Here is a 23,831-nt window from a genome sequence, read left to right as displayed (position 1 = left end):
TTTCGCGCGAGCATCCGGCGCCGTACGCCACAATGGGGGAATGCCCACGCCCACGTCCACGGTGGACCCCACGCTGACCTCGTCGCTCTCGATCGGCCCCCACACGGCGCAGCCGCCCGTCGTCCTGGCCCCCATGGCCGGGATCACGAACGCGCCGTTCCGCACGCTGTGCCGCGAGTTCAGCGGCGGCAAGGGCCTGTTCGTCAGCGAGATGATCACCACGCGGGCGCTGGTCGAGCGCAACGAGAAGACCATGCAGCTGATCCACTTCGACGCGAGCGAGAAGCCCCGCTCGATCCAGCTGTACGGAGTCGACCCGGCGACCGTCGGCAAGGCCGTCCGCATGATCGCGGACGAGGGCCTGGCCGACCACATCGACCTCAACTTCGGCTGCCCGGTCCCCAAGGTCACCCGCAAGGGCGGCGGCTCCGCCCTCCCGTACAAGCGCAACCTGCTGCGCGCGATCCTGCGCGAGGCCGTCGCCGGCGCCGGGGACCTGCCCGTCACCATGAAGATGCGCAAGGGCATCGACGACGACCACATCACCTTCCTCGACGCGGGACGGATCGCGGTCGAGGAGGGCGTGACGGCCATCGCCCTGCACGGCAGGACCGCGGCCCAGCACTACGGCGGCACCGCCGACTGGGACGCCATCGCCCGGCTGAAGGAGCACGTGCCGGAGATCCCCGTCCTCGGCAACGGCGACATCTGGTCGGCGGACGACGCGCTGCGGATGGTCCGCGAGACCGGGTGCGACGGGGTCGTCGTCGGACGCGGCTGTCTCGGCCGGCCGTGGCTCTTCGGCGACCTGGTGGCCGCCTTCGAGGGCCGCCCCGGCGACTACGCGCGGCCCACCCTGCGTGAGGTCGCGGCCGTCATGGTCCGCCACGCCACGCTCCTCGGGGAGTGGATCGGCGACGAGACGCGCGGTGTCATCGACTTCCGCAAGCACGTCGCCTGGTACCTCAAGGGCTTCTCGGTCGGCTCCGAGATGCGCAAGCGCCTCGCGATCACCTCCTCGCTCGCCGAGCTCTCCGACGGTCTCGCCGAGCTGGACCAGGACCAGCCGTGGCCCGCGGGCGCCGACGGCCCCCGCGGCCGTACGTCGGGCAACAACCGGGTCGTCCTGCCGGACGGCTGGCTGAAGGACCCCTACGACTGCGCGGGCATCTCCGAGGACGCCGAGCTGGACACCTCGGGCGGCTGATCCACCGGCCGTCCGGTGCGCGCGCCGCCCGCGCGCGCACCGGACGGCACCCGGACGCCGCCCCCGCGCCGTCCGGTTCCCGGTGTGGTCCTAGGCCCCGCCCACCGCCGCGAGGAGCGCCAGCGGTGCCGCCGCCGAACGGGACTCCCGTACACAGGCGTGCGGGTAGGGCACCGGCTGGGCGTGGGTGTCGCGGCCGTAGCCCGCGATGACCTCGGGGAGGCGGTGGCCGGTGGCGGTGGCCGCGTCCACCAGCGCGTGCGCCACCGTACGGGCCTCGTCGTGCAGTCCGTACCGCGCGAGACCCAGGGTGATCAGGGCGTTGTCGTGGGGCCAGACGGAACCGCGGTGGTACGACAGCGGGTGGTACGCGGCCTGGCCCGAGGCGAGCGTGCGCACGCCCCAGCCGGAGAAGAAGTCCGGCTCGAGGAGCCGGCGGCCGACCAGCTCGCCGTACTCCTTGTCCAGCAGGCCCGACCACAGCAGATGACCCGCGTCCGAGGCGAGCGCGTCGACATGGCGGCCGTCGCCGTCGAGCGCCAGCGCCGGGAAGGCGTGCTCTCTCATCCAGAAGTCCCGCTGGAAACGGTCCCGCAGATCGGCGGCGGCCTGTTCCAGGAGCGCCGCGTAGACCTCGTCGTCCCAGACCGTACGGGCCAGGTGGGCGGTGCGGCGCAGCGCGTCGTACGCGTACCCCTGCGCGCCCGCGGCCATCACCGGACCGCTGGGGCGGCTGCCGTCCGCCGAGCAGATGGCGCCCGGGGAGTCCTTCCAGTTCTGGTTCGCCAGGCCGCCGCCGTCCGCGCGGTAGACGAGGTAGCCGCGTGAGGTCAGCCCGCCGTGGTCCAGCATCCAGCCCACCGCCGCGCGGGCGTTGGGTTCGAGCCGGCGGGCCAGCGCCACGTCGCCGGTCTGCTCGGTGTAGGCGCCGAGCAGCACCAGGAACAGCGGGGTGGCGTCCACCGAGCCGTAGTAGCGCCCGTACGGAACCTGCCCGAAGTGCGCCAGTTCGCCGTGCCGCACCTCGTGCACGATCTTGCCGGGCTGGGCGACCGCGCCCGTGCCCACCTCGACCGCCTGGGTGGCGGCCAGCGCGGGCAGGGTGGCGGCGGCGAGGCCGGGCCGGTAGGGCAGCGCGAAGAGCGAGGTGAGCAGTGCGTCGCGGCCCAGCAGGGTGAGGAACCAGGGGACTCCGGCCGCGGGCACCCGCAGCTCCTCGCCGTCCAGGCCCGTCGCCGGCACCTGGAGGACGGCCAGGTCGGACAGGCCGCGCGCGCAGGCCGCGGCGAGTTCGGGCCAGCCGGTCGGGAACGGCACCCCCTGCGCGAACTCGTCCTCCAGGGCGAGGAGTCGCTCGCCGGCCGCGGCGGGGGAGGCGGGGACGCGCGGTTCGTGCGGGGAGCCGTGGGGACGGGCCGCGACGCGCAGCGCCAGCTCCGCCGAGCCGTGCGGTTCGAGGCCGAGGGTCCACACGAGCCGGCGGGCGCCCGTGCCCGTCTCCTCCACGCCGTCCGGCGCGGGTTCGGCCGTGACCGTCGTACGGGACCGCCACTCCCCGCGCCGGTAGCTGAACTCCACGCCGTCGTCGAGGACCTGACGCTGGCGTACGACGCCGGTCTTGGCGTACGTGCGGTGGTCGGAGCGCAGTTCGAACTGGTCCGTGAAGTCGGCGTCCGCGGTGACCGCGATCCGGACCGTGGTGGCCGTCGGACGGTTGCTGGTGACGCGCAGCGCCTCCACGAACGCGCCCTCGGAGACGGCCTGTTCACGGAAGAGCGTGTAGGCGGGCGGTTCGTTGCGGCCGCCGCGCGGCACCAGCACGCAGCGTGCCGTGTCGCCGTCCGCGACCGGTGTGAGCGCCTCGGGCACCGCCCCGTCCACCGTCAGCTGCCAGCGGCTGAGGTGGCGGGCGTCGCGCACGAACAACCCGTCGGGAGAGCCGCTGCCCCGCACTCCACTGATGTCACCGCCGTCACCCACGGCGGCGAACGTCCCACCGTGCACGAGCAGATGATGCCGGTCCGTCATCCCCGGTCCCCTCCCTTGGCTTCCGTCCCGAATGCGCTCGCGCGCCGTCCCTCACCGCCGACGCGGTGGTCACCGTCGGCGTCGGCGCCGGGTGCCGTGTCGGTCAACGCTTCGCGCCCCCACGGGGACACGACCGGTTCCGCCCCGGAGGGCTCGTGCAGCAGATCGAGCGTCAGCGCCGCCGTCCAGCTGAATCCGAGCGCTCCGCAGGCCTCGCCGGTGAACGGGTCCACGTACTCGGCGAACCCGGATTCCCCGGCGGTCTCCAGCAGGGCGGCGCGCAGCGCGTCCGCCCGTCCGTGCTCCCCGTGCAGCCGCAGGCCGCGCTCCAGCAGCCAGTTGGTGTTGAACCAGGCGGGCCCGCGCCAGTAGCGGTGCGGATCGAACGCCTCGCCGGTCAGGTCGTAACTGGGCGCGAGACGGGCGGCGGCGCCCAGTCCGAAGTGCGGGCCGCCCGCGGTCCGTACGAGCGTGGCGGCGATGTCGCGCGGCAGCGCGGGCAGGACGAGGGGCAGCAGCCCGGCGACGCTGCGCTCACGGATCAGTGCCCCGCGCCCGCCGGCCCGCTCGTCACGGCACAGGAACATGCCCTCCGCCGGGTCCCACAGCCGCTCCACCAGGGCCGCCGTCAGCCGCTCCGCGCGGGCGTGGCGGGCCGTCCCCGTCGCGCCCAGCTCCCGCGCGATCCGGGCCAGCGCGTGTTCCGAGGCGATCAGCAGGGCGTTGAACAGCGGGTCCTCGACGGCGAACTCGCCGCCGCCGTCGGCGTATCCGCGGTCCCGGTAGTCCGCGGCCAGCCGGACGTACCGCCCGTAGTCGAGATCGGTCGGCCGGTCCTCGGCGGCGCCGTGGTCGAGGTCGGCGCGCCGGAAGGAGCGGGCCGGCGCCGGTGTGACGCGGCTCAGCGGGGTGTCCCAGCAGGGGCTGTTGTCCATGCCCTGCTCCCAGGGGTGGACGACACTGGCCAGGCCCCCGCCGCCGAGGTCCCGGCGGTGCAGGAGATAGCGGTGCCAGGCCGCGAGGCGGGGATACATCCGGGAGAGGAACGAGCGGGACCGGGACAGTCCCGGGTCCGCCTGGTGCACCAGCCACACCGCCAGCGCGTGCACCGGTGGCTGCACGATGCCCGACGTCTGTAGCGTGCGCGGGGCGCCCGCCGCGCGCCCGGCGGTCGAGGAGCGCCAGAAGTCGGGGCTCGGGAAGTACGCGTCGAGCGGGACGGAGGGGTTGAACACGATGTGCGGGACACGCCCGTCGGCCCACTGCGCGCGGAACAGGGTCTCCAGCTCCGTCTGCGCCCGCAGCGGGGACAGATGGCGCAGGCCGATCGCGATGAACGCGGAGTCCCAGGACCACTGGTGCGGATACAGGCCGCGCGAGGGCACCGTGGACGTTCCGGTCCAGTTGTCGTCCAGCACCCGCGACGCCCTGAGGTGCAGCGACGCGGACGGGTCGCCGGGATCGTATACGGGTGGTCCGGTCCGGACGACGTGGTCCGGACGGGGCGGTGAGGGCGGGCCGGAGGCGTGCGCGGGAGTGCCGATGGTGCTCACGGGGGCCAGGGGGCCCCGGTGCAGTGCGGTGAGCTGGGTTGTGCTGTCCACTCAGGTCTCCCCGAAGACGTCCGGCCGGCCGGTTCGGCAGTATCTGCCGTAGGGTTACGTCTATTTAACACGCAAAACTCAATATGTAATGCAGAGTTGGGGAACGCAAGAGGGTGCGCATGACGGAAAGGGCGGGGAGGACCGTGAAGACCGGGAACCAGGCAAGCGCCGGAGATCTGCTCGAACTGGTGCGCAGCGGCCGGGCCACCACGCGCGGGGCGCTCCAGCGGGCCACCGGTCTGTCGCGGGCCACGGTCGGCCAGCGCCTCGACCGGCTGTTCCGCGCGGGCTGGCTCCGCGAGGGGGCGGGCGGCCCCGTCGACTCGCCGCTCGGCGGACGCCCCTCCATCACCCTGGAGTTCGACGACGAGCACGCCGTCGTCCTCGCCGCCGACCTCGACACCCGGCACGGCAGGGCCGCCGTCCTCACCCTGACCGGCGAGATCCTGGCCGAGCACGCGGGGCCCCTGGTGATCGACGACGGCCCCGAGGCGGTCCTGGCCGAACTCGGACGCTGGTTCGCCGAGCTGGTCGCCAAGTCCGGCCGGGGCGCGGACGCCGTCTGCGGCATCGGACTCGCGGTGCCGGGCCCGGTCGACAGCGAGACCGGGCGGGTGGTCCAGCCGCCGATCATGCCGGGCTGGGACGGCTACGACATACGGGGCCGGCTGGGCCGCGCCTTCGCCGAGCACACGGGCACCGGCCCCGCCCGCGTCCCCGTGCTCGTGGACAACGACGCCAACCTCATGGCGTACGGGGAGCAGCGCGCCGGCTATCCCGACTGCTCGGCCTTCGCGCTGGTCAAGGTCTCCACCGGCATCGGGGCGGGCATGGTCGTCGGCGGCACCGTCTACCGCGGGATCGACGGCGGCGCCGGGGACATCGGGCACATCCGGGTGGGCGCCGACGCGCTGTGCCGGTGCGGCTCGTACGGCTGTCTGGCCGCCGTCGCCAGTGGCGGCGCGGTGGCGCGCCGGCTCGCGGAGTCCGGGGTGCGGGCCGCGTCCGGCTCGGACGTGCGCGAGCTGCTGGCGGCCGGGCACCCCGAGGCGACGGCCCTCGCGCGGGAGGCGGGCCGGCAGGTCGGGGACGTCCTGGCGACCGTGGTGACCCTGCTCAACCCGGGCGTGCTGATGATCGCCGGGGATCTGGCCGGAACCCCCTTCCTCACCGGCGTCCGGGAGCTGCTGTACCAGCGGGCGCTGCCCCGCTCCACCGCTCATCTGGACGTGGTGACCTCCCGGCTCGGCGAGCGGGCCGGACTCGTGGGCGCGGGGGCGCTGGTCGTGGAGTACCTGTACGCGCCGGAGCGGGCCGAGGAGCGGCTGGCCGCGCTGGGGGTGTGAGGGGGTCACCCGTGCGAGGTATCGGTGTGTGACGTCCGTGTGTCGTGTCCGGATCGGGGTCCGCATGATGAAATCTGGGCCCCTGTGGTGGCGTGATTCTCGCCACCCTTGATTGGGGTCACGCTCAGATGAGCGGATCTTGCGCGACTGCACTTCCCTAAGGGGTGGCACTGAGTGCCACCCTCTGATCGTTCATCGATTAAACTCAGACGTGGCGAAGCGTGCTCAGCTGAGCGGCTTGGGTGGTCTGTGCGGGCCGATTCGTTCAAGAAGTGAAAACATCCACCCCCGATGACTTGCCAAGCCTTGACTTTGGATCCGGTGGCGGACGACTGGTTACAGGCGCATGACGCACAAGTGGACGTACCCAGACGCCTTCGATCTGGGTATGTTCCCCGTCGTCAGGGCAGCCACCGCGACGTCGAGGAGTCAGGCTCGTGTCGGAAAACAAAGATCCCCACGTAACCGGAAACGGCGTTGGCGGAGCGAAGTTCGTTTATGACTTCACCGAGGGAAACAGGGACCTCAAGGACCTGCTCGGCGGCAAGGGTGCCAACCTCGCCGAAATGACCAACCTGGGCCTCCCCGTCCCGCCCGGCTTCACCATCACCACCGAGGCGTGCAAGACCTACCTCGACAGTGGCGAGGAGCCCGCGGCACTGCGTGACGAGGTGAGTGCGCACCTCGACGCCCTTGAGGCCACGATGGGCAAGAAGCTCGGCCAGGCCGACGACCCGCTGCTCGTCTCCGTCCGTTCCGGTGCGAAGTTCTCCATGCCCGGCATGATGGACACCGTCCTGAACATCGGGCTCTCCGACAAGTCCGTGCAGGGCCTCGCCAAGCAGGCCGGCGACGACCGCTTCGCGTGGGACTCGTACCGCCGCCTGATCCAGATGTTCGGCAAGACGGTCCTCGGCGTCGACGGCGAGCTCTTCGAGGAGGCCCTGGACGCCGCGAAGACCCTCAAGAACGTCACGGTCGACACGGACCTGGAGGCGGCCGACCTCAAGAAGCTCGTCACCAAGTTCAAGAAGATCGTCAAGACCGAGGCCGGGCGGGACTTCCCGCAGGACGCGCGCGAGCAGATGGACCTCGCCATCCACGCGGTCTTCGACTCCTGGAACACCGACCGCGCCAAGCTCTACCGCCGCCAGGAGCGCATCCCCGGCGACCTCGGCACGGCCGTCAACGTCTGCTCGATGGTCTTCGGCAACCTCGGCCCCGACTCCGGCACCGGCGTCGCCTTCACCCGCGACCCCGCCTCCGGCCACCAGGGCGTCTACGGCGACTACCTCCAGAACGCCCAGGGCGAGGACGTCGTCGCGGGCATCCGCAACACGGTCCCGCTCGCCGAGCTGGAGTCGATCGACAAGAAGTCGTACGACCAGCTCATGCAGATCATGGAGACCCTGGAGAACCACTACAAGGATCTCTGCGACATCGAGTTCACCATCGAGCGCGGCCAGCTCTGGATGCTCCAGACGCGTGTCGGCAAGCGCACGGCGGGAGCGGCCTTCCGCATCGCCACCCAGCTCGTCGACCAGGGCCTGATCGACGAGGCCGAGGCCCTCCAGCGGGTGACGGGCGCCCAGCTCGCGCAGCTGATGTTCCCGCGCTTCGACGAGGACGCCAAGGTCGAGCAGGTCGGCCGGGGCATCGCCGCCTCGCCGGGTGCCGCGGTCGGCAAGGCGGTCTTCGACTCGTACACCGCCGTGAAGTGGTCCCGCTCAGGCGAGAAGGTCATCCTCGTCCGCCGGGAGACCAACCCCGACGACCTGGACGGCATGATCGCGGCCGAGGGCATCCTCACCTCCCGCGGCGGCAAGACCTCCCACGCGGCCGTGGTCGCGCGCGGCATGGGCAAGACCTGTGTCTGCGGCGCCGAGGAGCTGGAGGTCGACACCAAGCGCCGCCGGATGACCGTGCCCGGCGGGCACGTCGTCGAGGAGGGCGACCTCATCTCGATCGACGGCTCCAGCGGCAAGGTGTACCTCGGTGAGGTCCCCGTCGTCCCGTCGCCGGTCGTCGAGTACTTCGAGGGCCGGATGCACGCGGGCGCCGACGACGCCGACGAACTGGTCGAGGCCGTCCACCGGATCATGGCCTTCGCCGACCGCAAGCGCAGCCTGCGCGTACGCGCCAACGCCGACAACGCCGAGGACGCGCTGCGCGCCCGCCGCTTCGGCGCCCAGGGCATCGGTCTGTGCCGCACCGAGCACATGTTCCTCGGCGACCGCCGCGAGCTGGTCGAGCGTCTGATCCTCGCGGACACCGACGCCGAGCGCGAGGAGTCGCTGAAGGCGCTCCTGCCGCTCCAGAAGAAGGACTTCGTCGAGCTGTTCTCGGCGATGGACGGCCTGCCGGTCACGGTCCGTCTCCTGGACCCGCCGCTGCACGAGTTCCTGCCGGACATCACCGAGCTGTCGGTGCGTGTCGCGCTCGCCGAGTCCCGCAAGGACGCCAACGAGAACGACCTGCGCCTGCTCCAGGCGGTGCACCGCCTGCACGAGGCGAACCCGATGCTGGGCCTGCGCGGTGTGCGCCTCGGCCTCGTCATCCCCGGCCTGTTCACCATGCAGGTACGGGCCATCGCCGAGGCGGCCGCCGAGCGCAGGAACGCCAAGGGCGACCCGCGCGCGGAGATCATGATCCCGCTCGTCGGCACGGTCCAGGAGCTGGAGATCGTCCGCGAGGAGGCCGACCAGGTCATCGCGGAGGTCGAGGCGGCCACCGGGGTGCAGCTCAAGCTGGCGATCGGCACGATGATCGAGCTGCCGCGCGCCGCGCTGACGGCCGGGCAGATCGCCGAGGCGGCGGAGTTCTTCTCCTTCGGCACGAACGACCTGACCCAGACGGTGTGGGGCTTCAGCCGCGACGACGTGGAGGCCTCCTTCTTCACGGCGTACCTGGAGAAGGGCATCTTCGGCGTCAGCCCGTTTGAGACGATCGACAAGGACGGCGTCGGCTCGCTGGTGAAGTCCGCGGTCAAGGCCGGCCGCGAGACCCGCCCCGACCTGAAGCTCGGCGTCTGCGGCGAGCACGGCGGCGACCCCGAGTCGGTCCACTTCTTCCACGAGGTCGGACTCGACTACGTCTCCTGCTCCCCGTTCCGCATCCCGGTCGCCCGCCTGGAAGCGGGCCGCGCGGCCTCCACCTCGCAGGGCAGCGACCACCGCTAGACCCGGCGCGGGAAGACCCCGGAGCCGCCGCCTGTCCCCGACCCTCAACACCGATGGGCGGCGGCTCCGGCTCACGAGAGAGGGCGGCACCCTTGTGCGGGGGTGCCGCCCTTTCGGGCATGGTCCGCGAGGGCTGTCGGGCCGCGTCGCCGACCGGGCGCGGACACCCGGGCCCGGCCGGCCGCAACCCTTTCCGCGCCTCGCGGGTCACACCTGTGCAGCACGGCGGGCCGGGACCCTCCCGGCGCACGGGGAAGGTTTCGGTCGGATGGCACGACGATCACGGATACGCGCGGTCGCGACGGCGGCGGCGGGCGCGCTGGCGCTGGTGGCGGGGGTGTGCGGCACGGGTCCGGCCCGCGCCGACACGGCGGACGCCGCACGGGCGATGACGGTCCGGTTCGCCGAGCACGAGCTCTTCATCGGGACGGAGCCGGCGAGCGTGAACCTGTCCTACCGCTGGAAGGTGGCCGGCGGGGGCACGGCACACCACGTCCACCTGACCGTCGACCTGTCCGGAGTGGCGGACTTCGCCGAGCCGGCACCGTCGGAGCACTGCGAGGGCGACCTCTGCACACTGGACCTGGCGACCGCCACCTCGGACTTCCACGCCATCACGCTGGTGCCGAAGCCCGGTGCGGCCGTCGGCAGCAGCGGCACCGTGACCGTCTCCGGCACGGCGTCGGACGCCACCGTCACCGGTGACCGCCTCACCCTGACCAACGGCAGGACGCAGCTGAAGGTGAGCGCGTCCGCCGAGCAGCTGCACCAGGTGCCGGGGGACACGCTGACCTTCCCGCTCGACGTGTGGAACAACGGGCAACTCCCGGCGGCCAAGGGGGTGGAGCTGCGGATCGACACGACCGCCGGGCTGCACCTCCAGGGCTCCTGGGCCAACTGCCGCGACGTGCCCGCGAGCGGCCGCGGGGGGCACATCGTGCGCGAGACCCTGTGCGACTTCCCCACCCCGGTGGAGCCGGGCAAGCAGTACGCGCTGTCCTCGCCGCTGTCCGTCAAGGTCGGCGACGAGGCCCTGCGCGACAAGATCTTCTACGAATTCACCCCGCTGACCGGCGCCGCCCCGGCGAACGGCCCCGGGACCCCGCTGACCCTGGTCCCGAAGGGCGCGATGCCGTCCGACGGGAACATCGACCCGTACTTCACCACCTACGTCGACAGCGTCAACCACGCCGACTTCGCCGTCACCGGGGACACCGCCACCGGGCGGCGCGGCGGTCACGCCACGCTGCGCGCCACGGTGATCGACCGGGGGCCGGCGGTGGTGGAGGACCTCCTCGACGACGACATCTCCCTCCCGGTCCTCGTCAAGCTGCCGCCGGGCACGAAGGCCACGAAGATCCCGGACAACTGCCAGCCGCCGCCCACGGACGACGGGTCGGACCCCGGCCCCCGGATGGGCCGGTCCTCCTACCAGTGTTCCTTCGGCGACCCCGCCCCGGGGGACAGGCACGTCCTGTCGTTCACCGTCGCCATCGGCCCCGGCACCCCGGCCGTCTCCACGGGCCGGATCCGCACGCTGGAGATCATGAAGGGCCTCGACCCCGACGCCTCCAACGACAGCGCGGCGCTGACCCTGCGACTGGCGCGGGGCGGCTCCGCGGGCGGCGGCACGGCCGGAGCGTCCGGGGGCCGCGGCACGCCCGCGGGGTCCGGCGCCGGCGGCGCGGCCGGAGCCTCCGGCTCCGTCTCGGGCGGCCCTTCCGCAGGGTCCGGACCGCTGGCCGACACCGGATTCGGCGGCGGCCGGATCGCCTGGGCGGCCGGCGCGCTGTTGCTGGCCGGCGGTGCGGCTGTAGCGCTCTCCCGACGTTCCCGCGGCGGGAACTGACGCGTCGTCCGGGGGTCCGGAGAGGCCCCCGGACGGGTCGGTGTCGCCCGTTCGGGGGCCCAAGTCCCTTTTCCAGTGCGTCTGTTGTGCGTCGCCTGAGAACAACCATCGGCCGCATTCGAATGTCTGAACGGGCATCCCGGAGTCGGCCGCGGGGCGGATCCGGCGTGGGCCGGGTGGCAGGGCCCCGTGCGGGCGGCGCAGCACAGACGGAGGACCGTGGACACGCAAGGCGGCAGGAACATCGACCCCGCGGACCAGTGGGTCCTCGATCCGGAGACCGGTGACTACCGGTTGGAGGCAGGGGGCGGTGACGCACCGGCCGGCAGCGCGCCGGCCGCCGAGGCGCAGGCCGGCGGGGTGCCCGGGCAGAGACGGGGGCGCACGCGCCGTGAGGGGGAGCGGCGGGCCGCGGCGGAGCCGGGCCGGGGCGGTCGTCGGCGCGGCCCGGCGAGGTCCCGGAAGGCCGAGCGGTCCACGAAGCGGAAGGTCCTGATGTGGACCGCGGGGACGCTGGGGTTCGTGCTGGTGGCGGGCAGCGCCGGGGCCTACATGCTGTACCGGCACTTCAACGGCAACATCAGCACGGTGGACGTCGGCTCGGCGGGCAGCAGGAACGCGACCAGCAAGGACGCGGTGAACATCCTGGTCATCGGCACCGACAGCCGCGTCGGCCTGGGCGGGAAGTACGGAGACGCCGGGAGCCCGGGCCACGCCGACACCACGATCCTCTTCCACGTGGCGAAGGACCGGTCGAACGCGACCGCTATGAGCATCCCGCGCGACATGGTCACCGGCATCCCGGCCTGCCCGACCAAGCAGAAGGACGGCTCCACCAGGACGATCCACGGGACGCCCGAAGCGACGTTCGGTCCGCGCTTCAACGAGAGCCTTGGTCAGGCGGGCCGCGACCCGGGCTGCACCATGCGGACCGTCACCGAGCTCACCGGCCTGCCGGTCGACCATTTCATCCTGGTCAACTTCGAGGCCGTGAAGACCCTCTCGACGGCTGTCGGAGGCGTCCCGGTCTGCCTCGCCCACGCCATCGACGACACGGACCGCCTGGGCCAGGGCTCCCATCTGCACCTGGCCGCCGGCCCGCACACGGTCCAGGGCGAACAGGCTCTTCAGTTCGTCAGGACCCGTCACTCGCTGAAGAACGGCAGCGACCTCGACCGCATCGACCTACAGAAGCAGTTCCTGGGGTCGATGATCCGCCGGATGAAGTCCGGCAACACCCTCACCGATCCCGGGAAGCTCTTCAAGCTGGCGAACGCGGCCACCAAGTCGCTCACGGTGGACACCGGGATCGGCGGGGTCGGCAAGCTCACCGCCCTCGCCAGGGATCTCAACCGGGTCGATCCCGAGCACATCACGTTCACGACGTTCCCGGTCGTCGACAATCCGGCCGAGGGGGAGCACCACAGGACGGTGGTGGTCGACAAGATCAAGGCGCCCGCGCTCCTCGCGGCGATCAAGAACGACGTCTCGCTGACCGAGGTCGAGAAGAAGCCCAAGGCCGCCGACGCCAGGCTCCGAGGCTCCAAGGCGGACCCGTCGCGGGTGCGGGTCACCGTCTACAACGGCGGCGGCCCCGAGGGCGCCGCGCAGACCACCCTGCGGTGGATGCAGAACACCAAGGGCGTGGCCCACTCCACCAACGGCGGCAACGCCCCCGGGGCGGAGCAGGACCGTACGACCCTGGTCTACGGCCCGGACCAGGCCGACCAGGCCCGCTCCCTCGCCGCGATGATGGGTCTGCCCGCCTCGGCGCTCCACCCCGCGAAGGACGCCTCAGGGCCGGACACCGACATGACGCTCACCCTCGGACACGACTTCCGCGGCGCCGGAATGCCGCTCACCGGCCGGGCCGAGCCCCCGGCCGGCGTCCCGCAGTCGCACGCCGACAAGAACGTGTGCGTCGGCTGATCAGGAGGGCCGTGTGCCGGGCGGAGTCGTGTCCGTAGGGTGGGGGTGACGGCGAGGCAGTGGGAGGAGCGGTCGTGGGTGGCTGGAGTGCCAAGGACATACCCGGGCAACGGGGGCGCGTCGCCGTCGTCACCGGGGCCAACAGCGGGCTCGGGCTCGTCACGGCGCGGGAACTGGCGCGCCACGGGGCCACGGTGGTGCTCGCCTGTCGCAGCGAGGCGCGCGGCAGGGAGGCGGCCGAGCTGATCTCCGCCGAAGTTCCCGGCGCCGAGGTGGAGTTCGGCCGGCTCGATCTCGGGGACCTCGCGTCCGTACGGGAGTTCGCGGACTCCTTTCCGTACGACCGCCTCGACCTGCTGGTGAACAACGCGGGCGTGATGGCACTGCCGTACGTGACGACGGCGGACGGCTTCGAGACGCAGTTCGGGGTCAATCACCTGGGGCACTTCGCGCTCACCGGGCTGCTGTTCCCGCTGATCGCGTCGACCCCCGGCGCCCGGATCGTCACCGTGTCGAGCATGCTGCACGCCCTGGCCGACCTCGATCCCGACGACCTGGGCAGCGAGAAGGGGCCGTACCGCAAGTGGGTCGCCTACGGCCGGTCCAAGAGCGCCAACCTGCTGTTCACGCACGAGCTGGCGCGGCGGCTGTCCCTCACCGGGGCCGACGTGGTCGCGGCCGCGGCGCACCCCGGGTACGCCTCCACCAACCTCCAGACCGCCGGTCCCCGGCTGGAGGGACGCAGGGGCGCCGAGCGGCTGATGGAGGCCGGCAACCGCGTCCTCGGGCAGAGCGCCGAGGCCGGGGCCCTGCCGACGCTGTACGCGGCCACCGCGCCCGGCGTGCGGCCCGACACCTTCGTCGGACCGTCCTTCGCCATGTGGCGCGGCTCGCCCGCGACGTCCTGGCGGGCCCGCCGCACCCGCGACGACGCCCGCTCCGGGCTGCTCTGGGCCGCCTCGGAGCGGCTGACGGGCGTCGTCTACGAGGGCCTCAAGGAATGACGGGCGACGGGCGCCGTACTCCCCGGCCCGGCGTCCCGGTCCGAGGCCGCGGTCGGGGCGTCCCGGGCCGGATCAGGCCGCCCGCACCTCGTACGTCGCCACCCGGACCTCCTCGTCGTCAAGGCACCGCCCGGACTCCAGGTCGAAGCGCTGCTTGAGCAGGGGCGAGGCCACGAACGGGCGGCCCCGGTGGGTGCCGGTCAGCCCGCGGGAGAGCACCGCCGCCCCGCTGAACGGGTCACGGTTGTCGATCGCGTACGCCCGTCCCGCGCGGTCGGTGAACACCGCGACCTGGCGGCCGTCCGGCAGGAGGGCCGCGACTCCCCGGCCCGGGGTCAGCAGGGACAGCTCGCAGACCGTGAACCAGTCCTCGTCCAGCAGGAGTTGGACGGTGAGGGCCGTCGTGGTCCGGTGCGTCTCGGGTGCCAGGGTCATCGCTGGGCACTTCCTTCCAGGGCGTGCAGGGGTCGGTGCCCGATGGTCAGCAGCGGCAGGTCGGGCTTGATCTGGTCGCGCTCGGGGACGAAGCCGACGACCGGGTCCGGGGTGTCGGGGGCGTTCACGAACGACACGAACCGGCCCAGCTTCTCGGGGTCGTTGATGGTCTCGGCCCATTCGTCGCGGTAGTTGGCGACGTGCGCGGTCATCAGCGACTCCAGCTCCTCGCAGATGCCGAGCGAGTCCTCCACGACCACCTCGCGGACGTGGTCGAGGCCGCCGGGAATCCGCTCCAGCCAGGTCGAGGTGCGCTCCAGGCGGTCCGCGGTGCGGATGTAGAACATCAGGAACCGGTCGATGAGACGGACCAGCCCGGCGTCCGACAGGTCCTGGGCCAGCAGGTCCGCGTGGCGCGGGGTGGCGCCGCCGTTGCCGCCGACGTAGAGGTTCCAGCCGTTCGAGGTGGCGATGACGCCGAAGTCCTTGGACTGGGCCTCCGCGCACTCGCGGGCACAGCCCGACACCGCCGACTTCAGCTTGTGCGGGGACCGCAGCCCCCGGTAGCGCAGCTCCAGGTCGATCGCCATGCGCACCGAGTCCTGGACGCCGTAGCGGCACCAGGTCTGCCCGACGCAGGACTTCACCGTCCGCAGCGACTTCCCGTACGCGTGCCCGGACTCGAAACCGGCGTCCACCAACCGGGCCCAGATCAGCGGAAGTTGCTCCACCCGGGCGCCGAACAGGTCGATCCGCTGACCGCCGGTGATCTTCGTGTAGAGCCCGAAGTCCCGCGCCACCTCGCCGATCACGATGAGCTTCTCGGGGGTGATCTCGCCGCCGGGGATGCGCGGCACGATCGAGTACGAGCCGTTCTTCTGGAGGTTGGCGAGGAAGTGGTCGTTGGTGTCCTGGAGCGCGGCCTGTTCACCGTCCAGGACGTAGCCGTCGGCGCCGATCGTCGGGGCCAGCGAGGCGATGACCGAGCCGACGGCGGGCTTGCAGACCTCGCAGCCGTCACCGCCCCGGGCGTCCTCGCGCCCGTAGCGGTCCAGCAGGGTGCGGTACGAGGTGATCCGGAGCGCCAGGACGATCTCGTACAGCTCCTCGCGGGTCTGCCCGAAGCAGCCGCACAGGCCCTTGTCGACCTCGACGCCGCCCGCCTCCAGCTCGGCGGTGACCAGCTGGCCGAGCACCTTCACGCAACTGCCGCAGCCCGTACCGGCCTTGGTGCACTTCTTGACCTCGGGCACGGTGGTGCAGGCGTGTTCCGTCACCGCGCCGCGGATCGCGCCCTTGGACACGTTGTGGCAGGAGCAGACGACCGCCTCGTCGGGGAGGGCGGTGGGACCGAGCAGGGCGGGGGCGCCCGCGGCCGCCGGCAGGACCAGCGACTCCGGCGCCACGGGCGGTACCGAGCCGGTGAACGCGCGCAGCGTGCCGTACGCCTCCGCGTCGCCGACCAGGATGCCGCCGAGCAGGGTGCCGTCCCGGCCGATGACCAGCTTCTTGTACAGGCCCGCGCGGGAGTCGGAGTAGACGACGTCCAGGCAGTCCTCGGTGGTGCCGTGGGCGTCGCCGAAGGAGGCCACGTCGACGCCCAGCAGCTTGAGCTTGGTGGACAGGTCCGCGCCCGTGAACGCCCGCTCGTCCTCGGCGATGGTCGCCGCGGCCGTCTCCGCCTGTTCGTAGCCGGGCGCCACCAGTCCGTACACCCGGCCGTCCGCCGCCAGCGCGCACTCGCCGATCGCGAACACCCGTGGGTCGCCGGTCGTACGGCACTGCTCGTCGACGGTGACGCCGCCGCGTTCGCCGACGCTCAGGCCGCAGTCCCGGGCCAGTTGGTCGCGGGGCCGGACCCCGGCGGAGAACACCACGAGATCGGCGGCGAGTTCGGAGCCGTCGGAGAGCCGCATGCCGGTGACCGCGCCGTCCTCGCCGACCAGGATCTCCTGCGTACCTACCCCCGTGTGGACGGACAGGCCCATCTCCTCGATGGTGCGCAGGAGCGCGGCGCCGCCGCCCTCGTCGACCTGCACCGGCATCAGCCGGGGCGCGAACTCCACGATGTGGCTGGTGAGTCCGAGGCCCTTGAGCGCGCCCGCGGCCTCAAGACCCAGCAGTCCGCCGCCGACGACCGCTCCCGTCGCCGCCCGCGACCGCGCGTACGCCTCGATGGCGAGCAGGTCCTCGATCGTGCGGTAGACGAAACAGCCCTCGGCGTCCTTGCCGGGGACCGGCGGGACGAAGGGGTAGGAGCCGGTGGCCAGGACGAGCGTGTCGTAGCGGACGACGAGTCCGGAACGGGCCGTCACCTCGCGCGCCGCGCGGTCGATCGTCACCGCCGGGTCGCCGAGGTGCAGCTCGATGCGGTGCTCGCGGATGAACTCCATGTCGGTCAGGGAGAGTTCATCGGGGCTCGTCCCGGAGAAGTACGAGGTGAGGGCGACGCGGTCGTACGCGGGGCGCGGCTCCTCGCACAGGACGACCACGCGGTGCGAGGCGGTCAGACCGCGTTCGGCGAGGGCTTCGAGGAAGCGCTGGCCGACCATGCCGTGTCCGACGAGCACGATCGTGGGGGTGGCCCCAGGGGCGGCAGTCATCAGGAGCCTCCGTCGTTGGTGAGCAGGTGGAGCTGGTGTTCCTCCCCGCCGGTGAGCGGCGCGGGCCTGGTCATGACCTCACCGTGCGGTGCCGGTGTTACCCGGTGGCATCACACCTGTTTCCCGGGAGGAACGCTGCCCTCAGCGGGGGCGGGGCGGAGCTGTGAGGGGCCTCGGCGAACCTCTGGAATCCCTCAAGCCTTCCGGGGTCCGTGCGGCGGGCACGTATCCGTCCCATAGGGTCGCGATCATGCCCGACATATCGCTGACCATGCTTCTTGTGCTCTGTGCCGCCGCGCTGGCGGCGGGCTGGATCGACGCCGTGGTCGGCGGCGGGGGGCTGCTCCTGCTGCCCGCCATGCTGCTCGGGCTGCCCGCGGGCACGGCCGCCGCGTACGCGCTCGGCACGAACAAGGCGGTCGCGATCGTCGGGACCACCGGCGCCGCGGTGACGTACGCACGCAGGACACCCGTGGACGTGCGGCTCGCCGTACGGATCGGGCTCGCGGCCCTCGCCGGTTCCACGGCGGGCGCGTTCGTGGCGGCCGGGCTGAGCACCGAGGTGCTCAAGCCCGTCGTCATGGTCGTCCTGCTCGCCGTCGGCACCTTCGTGATCCTGCGGCCCGCGTTCGGCACGGCGCCGTCCACCACCCCGGTCGGCGCGCGCCGCGTCCTCGCCGCGATCGGCCTCGCGGGCCTCGGCATCGGCTTCTACGACGGGCTCATCGGCCCCGGCACGGGCACCTTCCTCGTGCTCGCCCTCACCGCCCTGCTCCACCTCGACCTGGTGACGGCCTCCGCCACCGCCAAGATCGTCAACTGCTGCACCAACGCCGGCGCCCTCGCGACCTTCGCCTGGAAGGGCACGGTGTTCTGGGAGCTGGCCGCCCTGATGGCGGTCTTCAACCTGGCGGGCGGCATGGTCGGGGCGCGGACCGCGCTCAAGCAGGGCAGCGGGTTCGTGCGGGCGGTGCTGCTCACCGTGGTGTTCGCGCTGGTGGCCAATCTGGCGTACCAGCAGTGGCTCGCCTGATCCCTCCGCGCGGCTCGCGTCCGGCGCGGACTATCTGCTGCTGCCGGTGAGATGGGCGAAGACGACCACGTTCCCCTGGTAGCCCGTGGTCCGCGAGTAGCCGCCGCCGCAGGTGATGACCCGCAGCTCGGGCCGGTGCGCGGCGCCGTACACCTTGGCGTCGGGGAAGGAACGGGAGTCGTAGACCGCGACCGCGTCGACGGTGAAGACGGCCGTCCTGCCGTCGAGCCGGTCCACCTCGACCGTGCTGCCCTTGCGGAGCGAGCCGAGGTCGTAGAAGACGGCGGGGCCCTGCGCGTTGTCGACGTGCCCGGCCACGATCGCCGTCCCGCGCTCACCGGGGCTGGTCCCGGCCTCGTACCAGCCCGCCAGGTTCTTCTTCTGCGCGGGCGGCACGTCCAGGCTGCCCTGGGGGGTGAGGCCGAGGCCGATCAGGGGGGCGTCCACGCCGATCGCGGGGATGCGGATGCGGTCCGGCGGTGAATGCGGCATCGAGGGGGCCGCGGACCGCGCCGGTCTCCCGGAGGCGGTCGCCTGAGCCGCGGACGGCTGGGGCGGAGGATGCGCTCCGGAGCCGCCGCCCAGCAGCCAGGCGCCCGAGCACAGGGCGACGACCGTGACCGACGCTATGACGGCATTGCTGACCCGGCGCACGCGAGCCTCCTCACGGGGGTTCCCTTCAGGAGCGGACCCGGCCGGCGCCCGCGACGCGGCCGGGGGTGTGCTGACAGTGCCGGTCCCTTCCCCCTCCGGGCCGCGAGGGGCGTCGGGCCACGGAGGGGGAGGGACGGCGGTACCGGCGGACGGACAGCGGAGGGTGCCCGTCAGATCCCGTCGCCTCTCGCCCGGCGATGCAGGAGCCAGGTACCGCCCGCGGCGGCGACGGCCAGCGCCGCCATTCCCGCCGCGGTCTGTACGGGGTCGGGGCCCAGCGCGCCGCCGACACCCGTGTCCACGTGCCCGCGCGGCTCGACCTGCTCGCGCGCGGCGGTGAGGGTCACCAGGAGGTCGCCGGTGACGCGGCGGCCGTGGGAGCACGAGGCGACGATCTCGTACGTCCCCGGCTGCGCGCTCGGCGGCACCTGGAACTGGCCGATCGCCTCGTGCTCGTGCGCGCTGGCGGCGAGCGTGAAGGAGCCTCCGCCCACCGCGCCGGCGTCCCCGCTCGCGGTGCCGTCCGAGCCGCACGCGGCCGTGTTGACGGTGACGTCGGCGCCCGGGACGACGCTGGAGGGGAACACCTCCAGACTCCCGGTGTCCCCGCCGTACACGGGCGCGGCGGCCAGCCCCGCGACGGCGACGGCGAGCGCGGTACCGGTCAGCAGACGGGCGGTACGTCGCATCGTGCCAGCTCCTCCGAGGGGGCGCGGCCCGCGGCACCCTCAAGTGCCGCAGCGTAGGTCGTGCCCCTGCCCTTCCGAGGTAAGTGGCACACGACCGCGACCGCTCTCTGATGGAGCGTCAGAAATGATATGAACGGGTGTCAGGCGGGGGTGCGGACGGAGCCGGACCCCCGGCATTCCGGCAGGTCACCGGTGTGAACCTGGTGTACGGCACACGGGAACCCGAAGAGGCCGCGCCGGGGGTGTGAATGGGTGACCCGGGCCGGCGGGGCGGCTGGAAACGCGCGCCCCGCCGGCCCGGGAGGACTAGGGCCCGCCGGGCGTGGACATGCTCATGGCGAGCCGTGGGCAGGCGAACCTGACGGCGCCTGCCCACGGCGACCCGGGACCCCGCCTCGCCGCCGGTCAGCCCACGGAGACCGCCGACCAGGCCGCCGCCACGGCGTCGTACTCGGCGCTGCCCGCTCCGTACAGGTCCTTGGCCGCGTTCAGCGTGGCGGTGCGCGCTCCGGCGTAGTTCGTCGACGAGGTCATGTAGACCGTCAGCGCGCGGTACCAGATCCTGCCGACCTTGTCGTGGCCGATGCCGGTGACGGTGGCGCCGTTGCAGGTGGGGGAGTCGTAGGCGACACCGTTGACGGTCTTCGCCCCGCTGCCCTCCGAGAGCAGATAGGCGAAGTGGTTGGCCACGCCCGAGGAGTAGTGGACGTCGAGGTTGCCGACCGAACTGCTCCAGCAGTCGGCCGAGTTGCCGTCCTTGGAGGGCTTGTCCATGAAGCGGAGGGCGGGCTTGCCGAAGCCCGGGCGGACGATCTTCTCGCCGATCAGGTAGTCGCCGGGGTCCGAGGCGTTGTCCGCGTACCACTCCACCATGGTCCCGAAGATGTCGGACGTGGCCTCGTTCAGGCCGCCGGACTCGCCCGAGTACGTCAGCGCGGCGGTCTTCGAGGTCACCCCGTGCGACATCTCGTGCCCGGCGACGTCCAGCGCGACCAGCGGCCCGAACGTCGAGCCGTCACCGTCGCCGTACGTCATGCAGAAGCAACTGTCGTCCCAGAAGGCGTTGTTGTAGTTCTTGCCGTAGTGGACGCGGTTGTACGAGCCCTTGCCGTCGCCCGCGATGCCGTTGCGGCCGTGGACGTTCTTGTAGTAGTCCCAGGTCGCGTTCGTGCCGTACTGCGCGTCCACCGCCGCGGAGGAGCGGTCCGAGGACGTGCCCGTGCCCCAGTGGTTGTCCGCGTCGGTGAAGAGCGTCGCGGGCGCCCGGCTGATGCAGATGCCGAAGATGCACAGGTCCGTCTTGTTCGCCGCGTCGCCCGTGTACGTGTTCCCGCGCGTCGGGTCCTTCAGCTGGTACGCCGATCCGGAGGCCGTGGTCTCCAGCGGAACCGTGCCGCTGTAGAGCGAACCGCCGTCGCCCGCCGCCGTCTCGACGCTGTCCCACGCGTCGATCCGCGCGCCGCTGCGGGCGTCGGTCAGGACCGTGCGGGCGACCGGGTTGCCGAGCGAGTCCTGGGCCACCGCGTCGGTGCGCCAGGCGAGCCGCGGGGTCCCGTGCAGGGCGTCGACGATCAGCCGCGGCCTCGCCGTCACCTTCCTCAGCGCCTGTCCGGGATTGGCGGCGCGCAGCGCGTCCACCGCGAGGCCTGCCGCCTTCGCGCCGGAGAGCTCCGGGGTGACGCTGGTCAGCGAGATGGCCTTCCGTGTCGCCCGGTCCGCGCCCCGGTACGCGCCGCCGGGTGCCAGGTGGACCACGAAGTCGCCGCCGAGCACGGGCAGTTGGCGGTAGGTCCGGTCGTAGCGCACGTGCTGGGTGCCGTCGTTGTCGACGACGACGTCCCGGACGGTGGTGTGCTGGGCGGAGGTGAGACCCAGGTTCACGGCGTGGGTGGCCAGCGCCGAGGCCGCGTTCGCGACGGCGGTCGCCCGGGTCGGCCGGCTGTCGGCGGTCGCGGCCGGGGCGAGTGCGGCGGCCAGCAGGGTGGCCGCGGTCACGGCCGCTCCGGCGGTGGCGAGAGAGGAACCTCGGATGTGCCGTATTCGACTCATCGGTCTCCTTGGAAAGATGCCTTGGGGACGGCATGTGGGGGGTGGGGCCGTGGAGGGAGGCGCTGCGAGCTGGATCCGATTTAAAGGTGCATGACATGTCATGTCCATAGCGCCCGCATGGTGCGTACGGGATGCGGCGAGAATCGTTTCCGTACCCTCACGAATGGAGGCGATCATGGAACTGCCGGTCTGCCTGGCCGTTTTGACCACGACGGACGCGGTGGAGAAGGCCGAGGCGCTGGCCCGGGGCGCGGTGGCGGCGCGGGTCGCGGCCTGCGCGCAGATCTCGGGGCCGGTCACCTCCGTCTACCGCTGGGAGGGCGCCGTGGAGACGGCCTTCGAGTGGCGGATCCAGTTCAAGACGACCGCCGCGCGCTATCCGGCGCTGGAGGCGTACCTCCTGGGCGCGCACGACTACGACACCCCCGAGATCATCGCGACCCCGGTCGTGGCGGGAAGCCCCGGTTATCTGCGCTGGCTGGAGGAGGAGACCGCCCCGTGAGTCACCGGGACCCCCACGACAGCCCCCCGGATGCCCCTCCCGGGGCCGGGCTGCCCTTCTTCGTCTACGGCACCCTGCGCCCCGGCGGGCACAACCACGACCTGTTCCTGCGCGGACGCACCCGCTCCGAGGAGCCGGGACGGATGCGCGGACTCGTGCTCTACGAGGGGCCCGGATACCCGTACGCCGTCGAGGGGCCCGGCGGCACGGTGTGCGGCGAGATCGTCACCGCGAGGCCCGGGGCGTACCGGGAACTCCTCGCGGAACTGGACGCGTTGGAGGAGTACGTGCCGGGCGACCCGCGCAGCCTGTACGAACGGGTGGCGCGCGACGCCGTCCGGTCCGACGGCGTCACCGTCGTGCGGACCTGGGTGTACGTCGCCGCGCCCGCGGTGGCGGCCCGGCTGCGGTCGCACGGCACGCCGATCGAGGACGGGGACTGGAGGGGGAGCGCCCGCCGGGCACGGGAGGGTTCCGGGTGGCCGCAGCCGTGACCGCGTGCGCCCGTGCGGGTGTCCGTTCCGTGCGCCCCCGGGGCCGCGGCCCCCGCCGCGCCTAGGGTCCGGCCATGACCGACCGCGACCTGACCAGACGACGTGTCCTCGCGCTCAGCGGGGCGGCCGCCGGTGCCGCCCTGGGCATCGGAATCAGCTCCTGCTCGGCCGGCGCGCCCGAGCCGGGCGGGCACCGGGGCTCCGGCCCGGCGGAAGGGCCCGCGTCCCCCGGTCCCTCCGAAGCGTCTGACCGGGACGGCCGCTGACGACCCGCCACCGCCGGCGCCTCCGCACGCCGGTCCGGACGGCCGTCGCGCACCGGCCCGGCGGCGCGATGCCCGCGGCCCGGGCGTGCCGGGCGTCGCCGGACAGGCGGGACCCCGCGGACACGACCTAGCGGGCAGCCGCCAGGGCCCGGGTCACTCCGTGCTCCTTCGGCCCCAGGAAGTGCGGGTCCGGCTTGAACACCACGTCCAGTGCGGCCTTCCCCGCGGCGAAGATCTCCCGGGTGCCGCCGTAGTACCAGGTCACGTCGTGCCTGGCGTCCACGCCGATGCCGTACGAGCGGACGCCCGCCGCCCGGCACAGGGCCAGGGCGCGCCGGATGTGGAAGCCCTGGCTGATCAGGACGGCCTCGTGCACACCGAAGATCCTCCGGGCCCGGACGCAGGAGTCCCAGGTGTCGAAACCGGCGTAGTCGCTGACGATCCGCCGGTCCGGCACCCCGTGCGCGGTGAGGTAGGTACGCATCGCGTCGGGCTCGTCGTAGTCCTTGCGGCTGTTGTCGCCGGTGACGAGGACGACCTCGACCCGGCCCTCCCGGTACAGCTTCGCGGCGGCGTCCAGCCGGTGGGCCAGATACAGGGAAGGACCGCCGGCCGACAGACCCGCCCCGAAGACGATCGCGACCTGGGTGCGCGGGGCGTCCGCCGTCGTCCGCAGCCGGTCGCCCGTCGACACGTACAGCCAGGTCACCGGGAGCAGCGCCAGCACGCACAGCACCATCAGCGCCTGCACGGCCCGCCGTTGCCCCCTGCGCGTACGCGGCAGCGCCGGAAGGCGGAGCAGGCGGGGCCTGCGGAAGCTCGGGCGCTTCGGGCGCGGCAGACGCGGCATGATCGATGTCCCCCAGGTGTCGTCACTCGCGACGGTGCGCGGGTCCGTGCGTCCGGCGCGTTCGTGCCGGCCCCCGCGCCGGATCCCGCGTGCCCTTCGACGGATGAAGA

General features: G+C 72.7%; 18 protein-coding genes. 10 read left to right on the top strand and 8 right to left on the bottom strand.

Translation table 11 applies throughout. The features are described from left to right. The first annotated feature begins 40 nt into the window (after positions 1–40). The gene (dusB, locus tag WJM95_RS09955; protein WP_339129226.1) at positions 41–1,207 is read left to right on the top strand and encodes a tRNA dihydrouridine synthase DusB; all 1,167 of its coding nucleotides are present in this window, start codon (positions 41–43) and stop codon (positions 1,205–1,207) included. Positions 1,208–1,297: 90 nt separating this feature from the next. Here the strand turns inward: dusB and WJM95_RS09950 are convergent, their stop codons facing one another. Both WJM95_RS09950 and WJM95_RS09945 read right to left on the bottom strand, forming a co-directional pair. Next, on the bottom strand, positions 1,298–3,235 hold the full coding sequence (locus WJM95_RS09950; protein WP_339129225.1) for a glycogen debranching N-terminal domain-containing protein: 1,938 nt from the start codon (positions 3,233–3,235) through the stop codon (positions 1,298–1,300). Then, the gene (locus WJM95_RS09945; RefSeq protein ID WP_339129224.1) at positions 3,232–4,839 is read right to left on the bottom strand and encodes a hypothetical protein; all 1,608 of its coding nucleotides are present in this window, start codon (positions 4,837–4,839) and stop codon (positions 3,232–3,234) included. The genes WJM95_RS09950 and WJM95_RS09945 overlap by 4 nt, the downstream gene beginning before the upstream one ends. Positions 4,840–4,958: 119 nt before the next feature. Here WJM95_RS09945 and WJM95_RS09940 point away from each other — a divergent pair, with 119 nt between their 5' ends. The 5 genes from WJM95_RS09940 (at position 4,959) to WJM95_RS09920 (ending at position 14,146) form a co-directional block, all read left to right on the top strand. Beyond that, entirely contained in the window at positions 4,959–6,185 is a 1,227-nt protein-coding gene (locus tag WJM95_RS09940; RefSeq protein ID WP_339129223.1) for an ROK family protein, read from the top strand. A gap of 437 nt (positions 6,186–6,622) precedes the next feature. Next, positions 6,623–9,364, top strand: coding sequence for a pyruvate, phosphate dikinase (gene ppdK, locus WJM95_RS09935; protein ID WP_339129222.1), 2,742 nt, complete (start codon positions 6,623–6,625; stop codon positions 9,362–9,364). Between the two features lie 268 nt (positions 9,365–9,632). Beyond that, positions 9,633–11,213 carry a hypothetical protein gene (locus WJM95_RS09930; protein ID WP_339129221.1) on the top strand — a complete coding sequence of 527 codons (1,581 nt, stop codon included), beginning with the start codon at positions 9,633–9,635 and terminating at the stop codon, positions 11,211–11,213. Positions 11,214–11,432: 219 nt separating this feature from the next. After that, a complete protein-coding gene (locus tag WJM95_RS09925; RefSeq protein WP_339129220.1) occupies positions 11,433–13,142 on the top strand; it encodes an LCP family protein in 1,710 nt (569 codons plus the stop codon). 74 nt (positions 13,143–13,216) lie between these two features. Then, positions 13,217–14,146 (top strand): oxidoreductase, encoded by a 930-nt coding sequence (locus WJM95_RS09920; RefSeq protein WP_339129219.1) that lies wholly within the window; start codon positions 13,217–13,219, stop codon positions 14,144–14,146. Between the two features lie 72 nt (positions 14,147–14,218). Here the strand turns inward: WJM95_RS09920 and nirD are convergent, their stop codons facing one another. After that, complete coding sequence (gene nirD / locus WJM95_RS09915) at positions 14,219–14,581, bottom strand: nitrite reductase small subunit NirD (protein ID WP_339129218.1); 363 nt, start codon at positions 14,579–14,581, stop codon at positions 14,219–14,221. Continuing rightward, on the bottom strand, positions 14,578–17,184 hold the full coding sequence (gene nirB / locus WJM95_RS09910; RefSeq protein WP_339129217.1) for a nitrite reductase large subunit NirB: 2,607 nt from the start codon (positions 17,182–17,184) through the stop codon (positions 14,578–14,580). The genes nirD and nirB overlap by 4 nt, the downstream gene beginning before the upstream one ends. A gap of 250 nt (positions 17,185–17,434) precedes the next feature. On the opposite strand from nirB, the gene WJM95_RS09905 reads away from it, so the two are divergent. Further along, entirely contained in the window at positions 17,435–18,217 is a 783-nt protein-coding gene (locus tag WJM95_RS09905) for a TSUP family transporter (RefSeq protein WP_339129216.1), read from the top strand. 30 nt (positions 18,218–18,247) lie between these two features. On the opposite strand, the gene WJM95_RS09900 is transcribed toward WJM95_RS09905, so the two are convergent. The 3 genes from WJM95_RS09900 to WJM95_RS09890 form a co-directional block, all read right to left on the bottom strand. After that, on the bottom strand, positions 18,248–18,871 hold the full coding sequence (locus WJM95_RS09900; protein ID WP_339129215.1) for a class F sortase: 624 nt from the start codon (positions 18,869–18,871) through the stop codon (positions 18,248–18,250). A 170-nt stretch (positions 18,872–19,041) separates the two neighbouring features. Beyond that, positions 19,042–19,560 carry a hypothetical protein gene (locus tag WJM95_RS09895; protein WP_339129214.1) on the bottom strand — a complete coding sequence of 173 codons (519 nt, stop codon included), beginning with the start codon at positions 19,558–19,560 and terminating at the stop codon, positions 19,042–19,044. Positions 19,561–19,965: 405 nt separating this feature from the next. Further along, positions 19,966–21,609 carry a M4 family metallopeptidase gene (locus tag WJM95_RS09890; RefSeq protein ID WP_339129213.1) on the bottom strand — a complete coding sequence of 548 codons (1,644 nt, stop codon included), beginning with the start codon at positions 21,607–21,609 and terminating at the stop codon, positions 19,966–19,968. Positions 21,610–21,784: 175 nt separating this feature from the next. Here WJM95_RS09890 and cutA point away from each other — a divergent pair, with 175 nt between their 5' ends. From cutA to WJM95_RS09875, 3 genes are all read left to right on the top strand, one after another. Next, positions 21,785–22,111: a divalent-cation tolerance protein CutA gene (cutA, locus tag WJM95_RS09885; RefSeq protein WP_339129212.1), complete on the top strand. Its 327-nt coding sequence runs from the start codon at positions 21,785–21,787 to the stop codon at positions 22,109–22,111. Then, positions 22,108–22,605: a gamma-glutamylcyclotransferase family protein gene (locus tag WJM95_RS09880; RefSeq protein ID WP_339129211.1), complete on the top strand. Its 498-nt coding sequence runs from the start codon at positions 22,108–22,110 to the stop codon at positions 22,603–22,605. The genes cutA and WJM95_RS09880 overlap by 4 nt, the downstream gene beginning before the upstream one ends. Positions 22,606–22,679: 74 nt before the next feature. Then, positions 22,680–22,871, top strand: coding sequence for a hypothetical protein (locus WJM95_RS09875; protein ID WP_339129210.1), 192 nt, complete (start codon positions 22,680–22,682; stop codon positions 22,869–22,871). Positions 22,872–22,998: 127 nt separating this feature from the next. Here WJM95_RS09875 and WJM95_RS09870 read toward each other — a convergent pair whose 3' ends face one another. Next, positions 22,999–23,721, bottom strand: a complete 723-nt coding sequence (locus tag WJM95_RS09870) for an ElyC/SanA/YdcF family protein (protein ID WP_339129209.1) — start codon at positions 23,719–23,721, stop codon at positions 22,999–23,001. Positions 23,722–23,831 lie beyond the last annotated feature (110 nt).

This window comes from Streptomyces sp. f51 (assembly GCF_037940415.1).
Classification (GTDB): Bacteria; Actinomycetota; Actinomycetes; order Streptomycetales; family Streptomycetaceae; genus Streptomyces.
The sequence above is the reverse complement of the archived record's forward strand: the minus strand, read 5'-3'. Positions and strand labels throughout refer to the sequence as shown.

Bases quoted from the DNA above. Each gene is read 5' to 3' on its own strand.
- dusB (WP_339129226.1), top strand. From the start codon at position 41: ATGCCCACGCCCACGTCCACGGTGGACCCCACGCTGACCTCGTCGCTC.
- WJM95_RS09950 (WP_339129225.1), bottom strand. From the start codon at position 3,235: ATGACGGACCGGCATCATCTGCTCGTGCACGGTGGGACGTTCGCCGCC.
- WJM95_RS09940 (WP_339129223.1), top strand. From the start codon at position 4,959: ATGACGGAAAGGGCGGGGAGGACCGTGAAGACCGGGAACCAGGCAAGC.
- WJM95_RS09930 (WP_339129221.1), top strand. From the start codon at position 9,633: ATGGCACGACGATCACGGATACGCGCGGTCGCGACGGCGGCGGCGGGC.
- nirD (WP_339129218.1), bottom strand. From the start codon at position 14,581: ATGACCCTGGCACCCGAGACGCACCGGACCACGACGGCCCTCACCGTC.
- nirB (WP_339129217.1), bottom strand. From the start codon at position 17,184: ATGACTGCCGCCCCTGGGGCCACCCCCACGATCGTGCTCGTCGGACAC.
- WJM95_RS09905 (WP_339129216.1), top strand. From the start codon at position 17,435: ATGCCCGACATATCGCTGACCATGCTTCTTGTGCTCTGTGCCGCCGCG.
- WJM95_RS09895 (WP_339129214.1), bottom strand. From the start codon at position 19,560: ATGCGACGTACCGCCCGTCTGCTGACCGGTACCGCGCTCGCCGTCGCC.
- WJM95_RS09890 (WP_339129213.1), bottom strand. From the start codon at position 21,609: ATGAGTCGAATACGGCACATCCGAGGTTCCTCTCTCGCCACCGCCGGA.
- cutA (WP_339129212.1), top strand. From the start codon at position 21,785: ATGGAACTGCCGGTCTGCCTGGCCGTTTTGACCACGACGGACGCGGTG.
- WJM95_RS09875 (WP_339129210.1), top strand. From the start codon at position 22,680: ATGACCGACCGCGACCTGACCAGACGACGTGTCCTCGCGCTCAGCGGG.
- WJM95_RS09870 (WP_339129209.1), bottom strand. From the start codon at position 23,721: ATGCCGCGTCTGCCGCGCCCGAAGCGCCCGAGCTTCCGCAGGCCCCGC.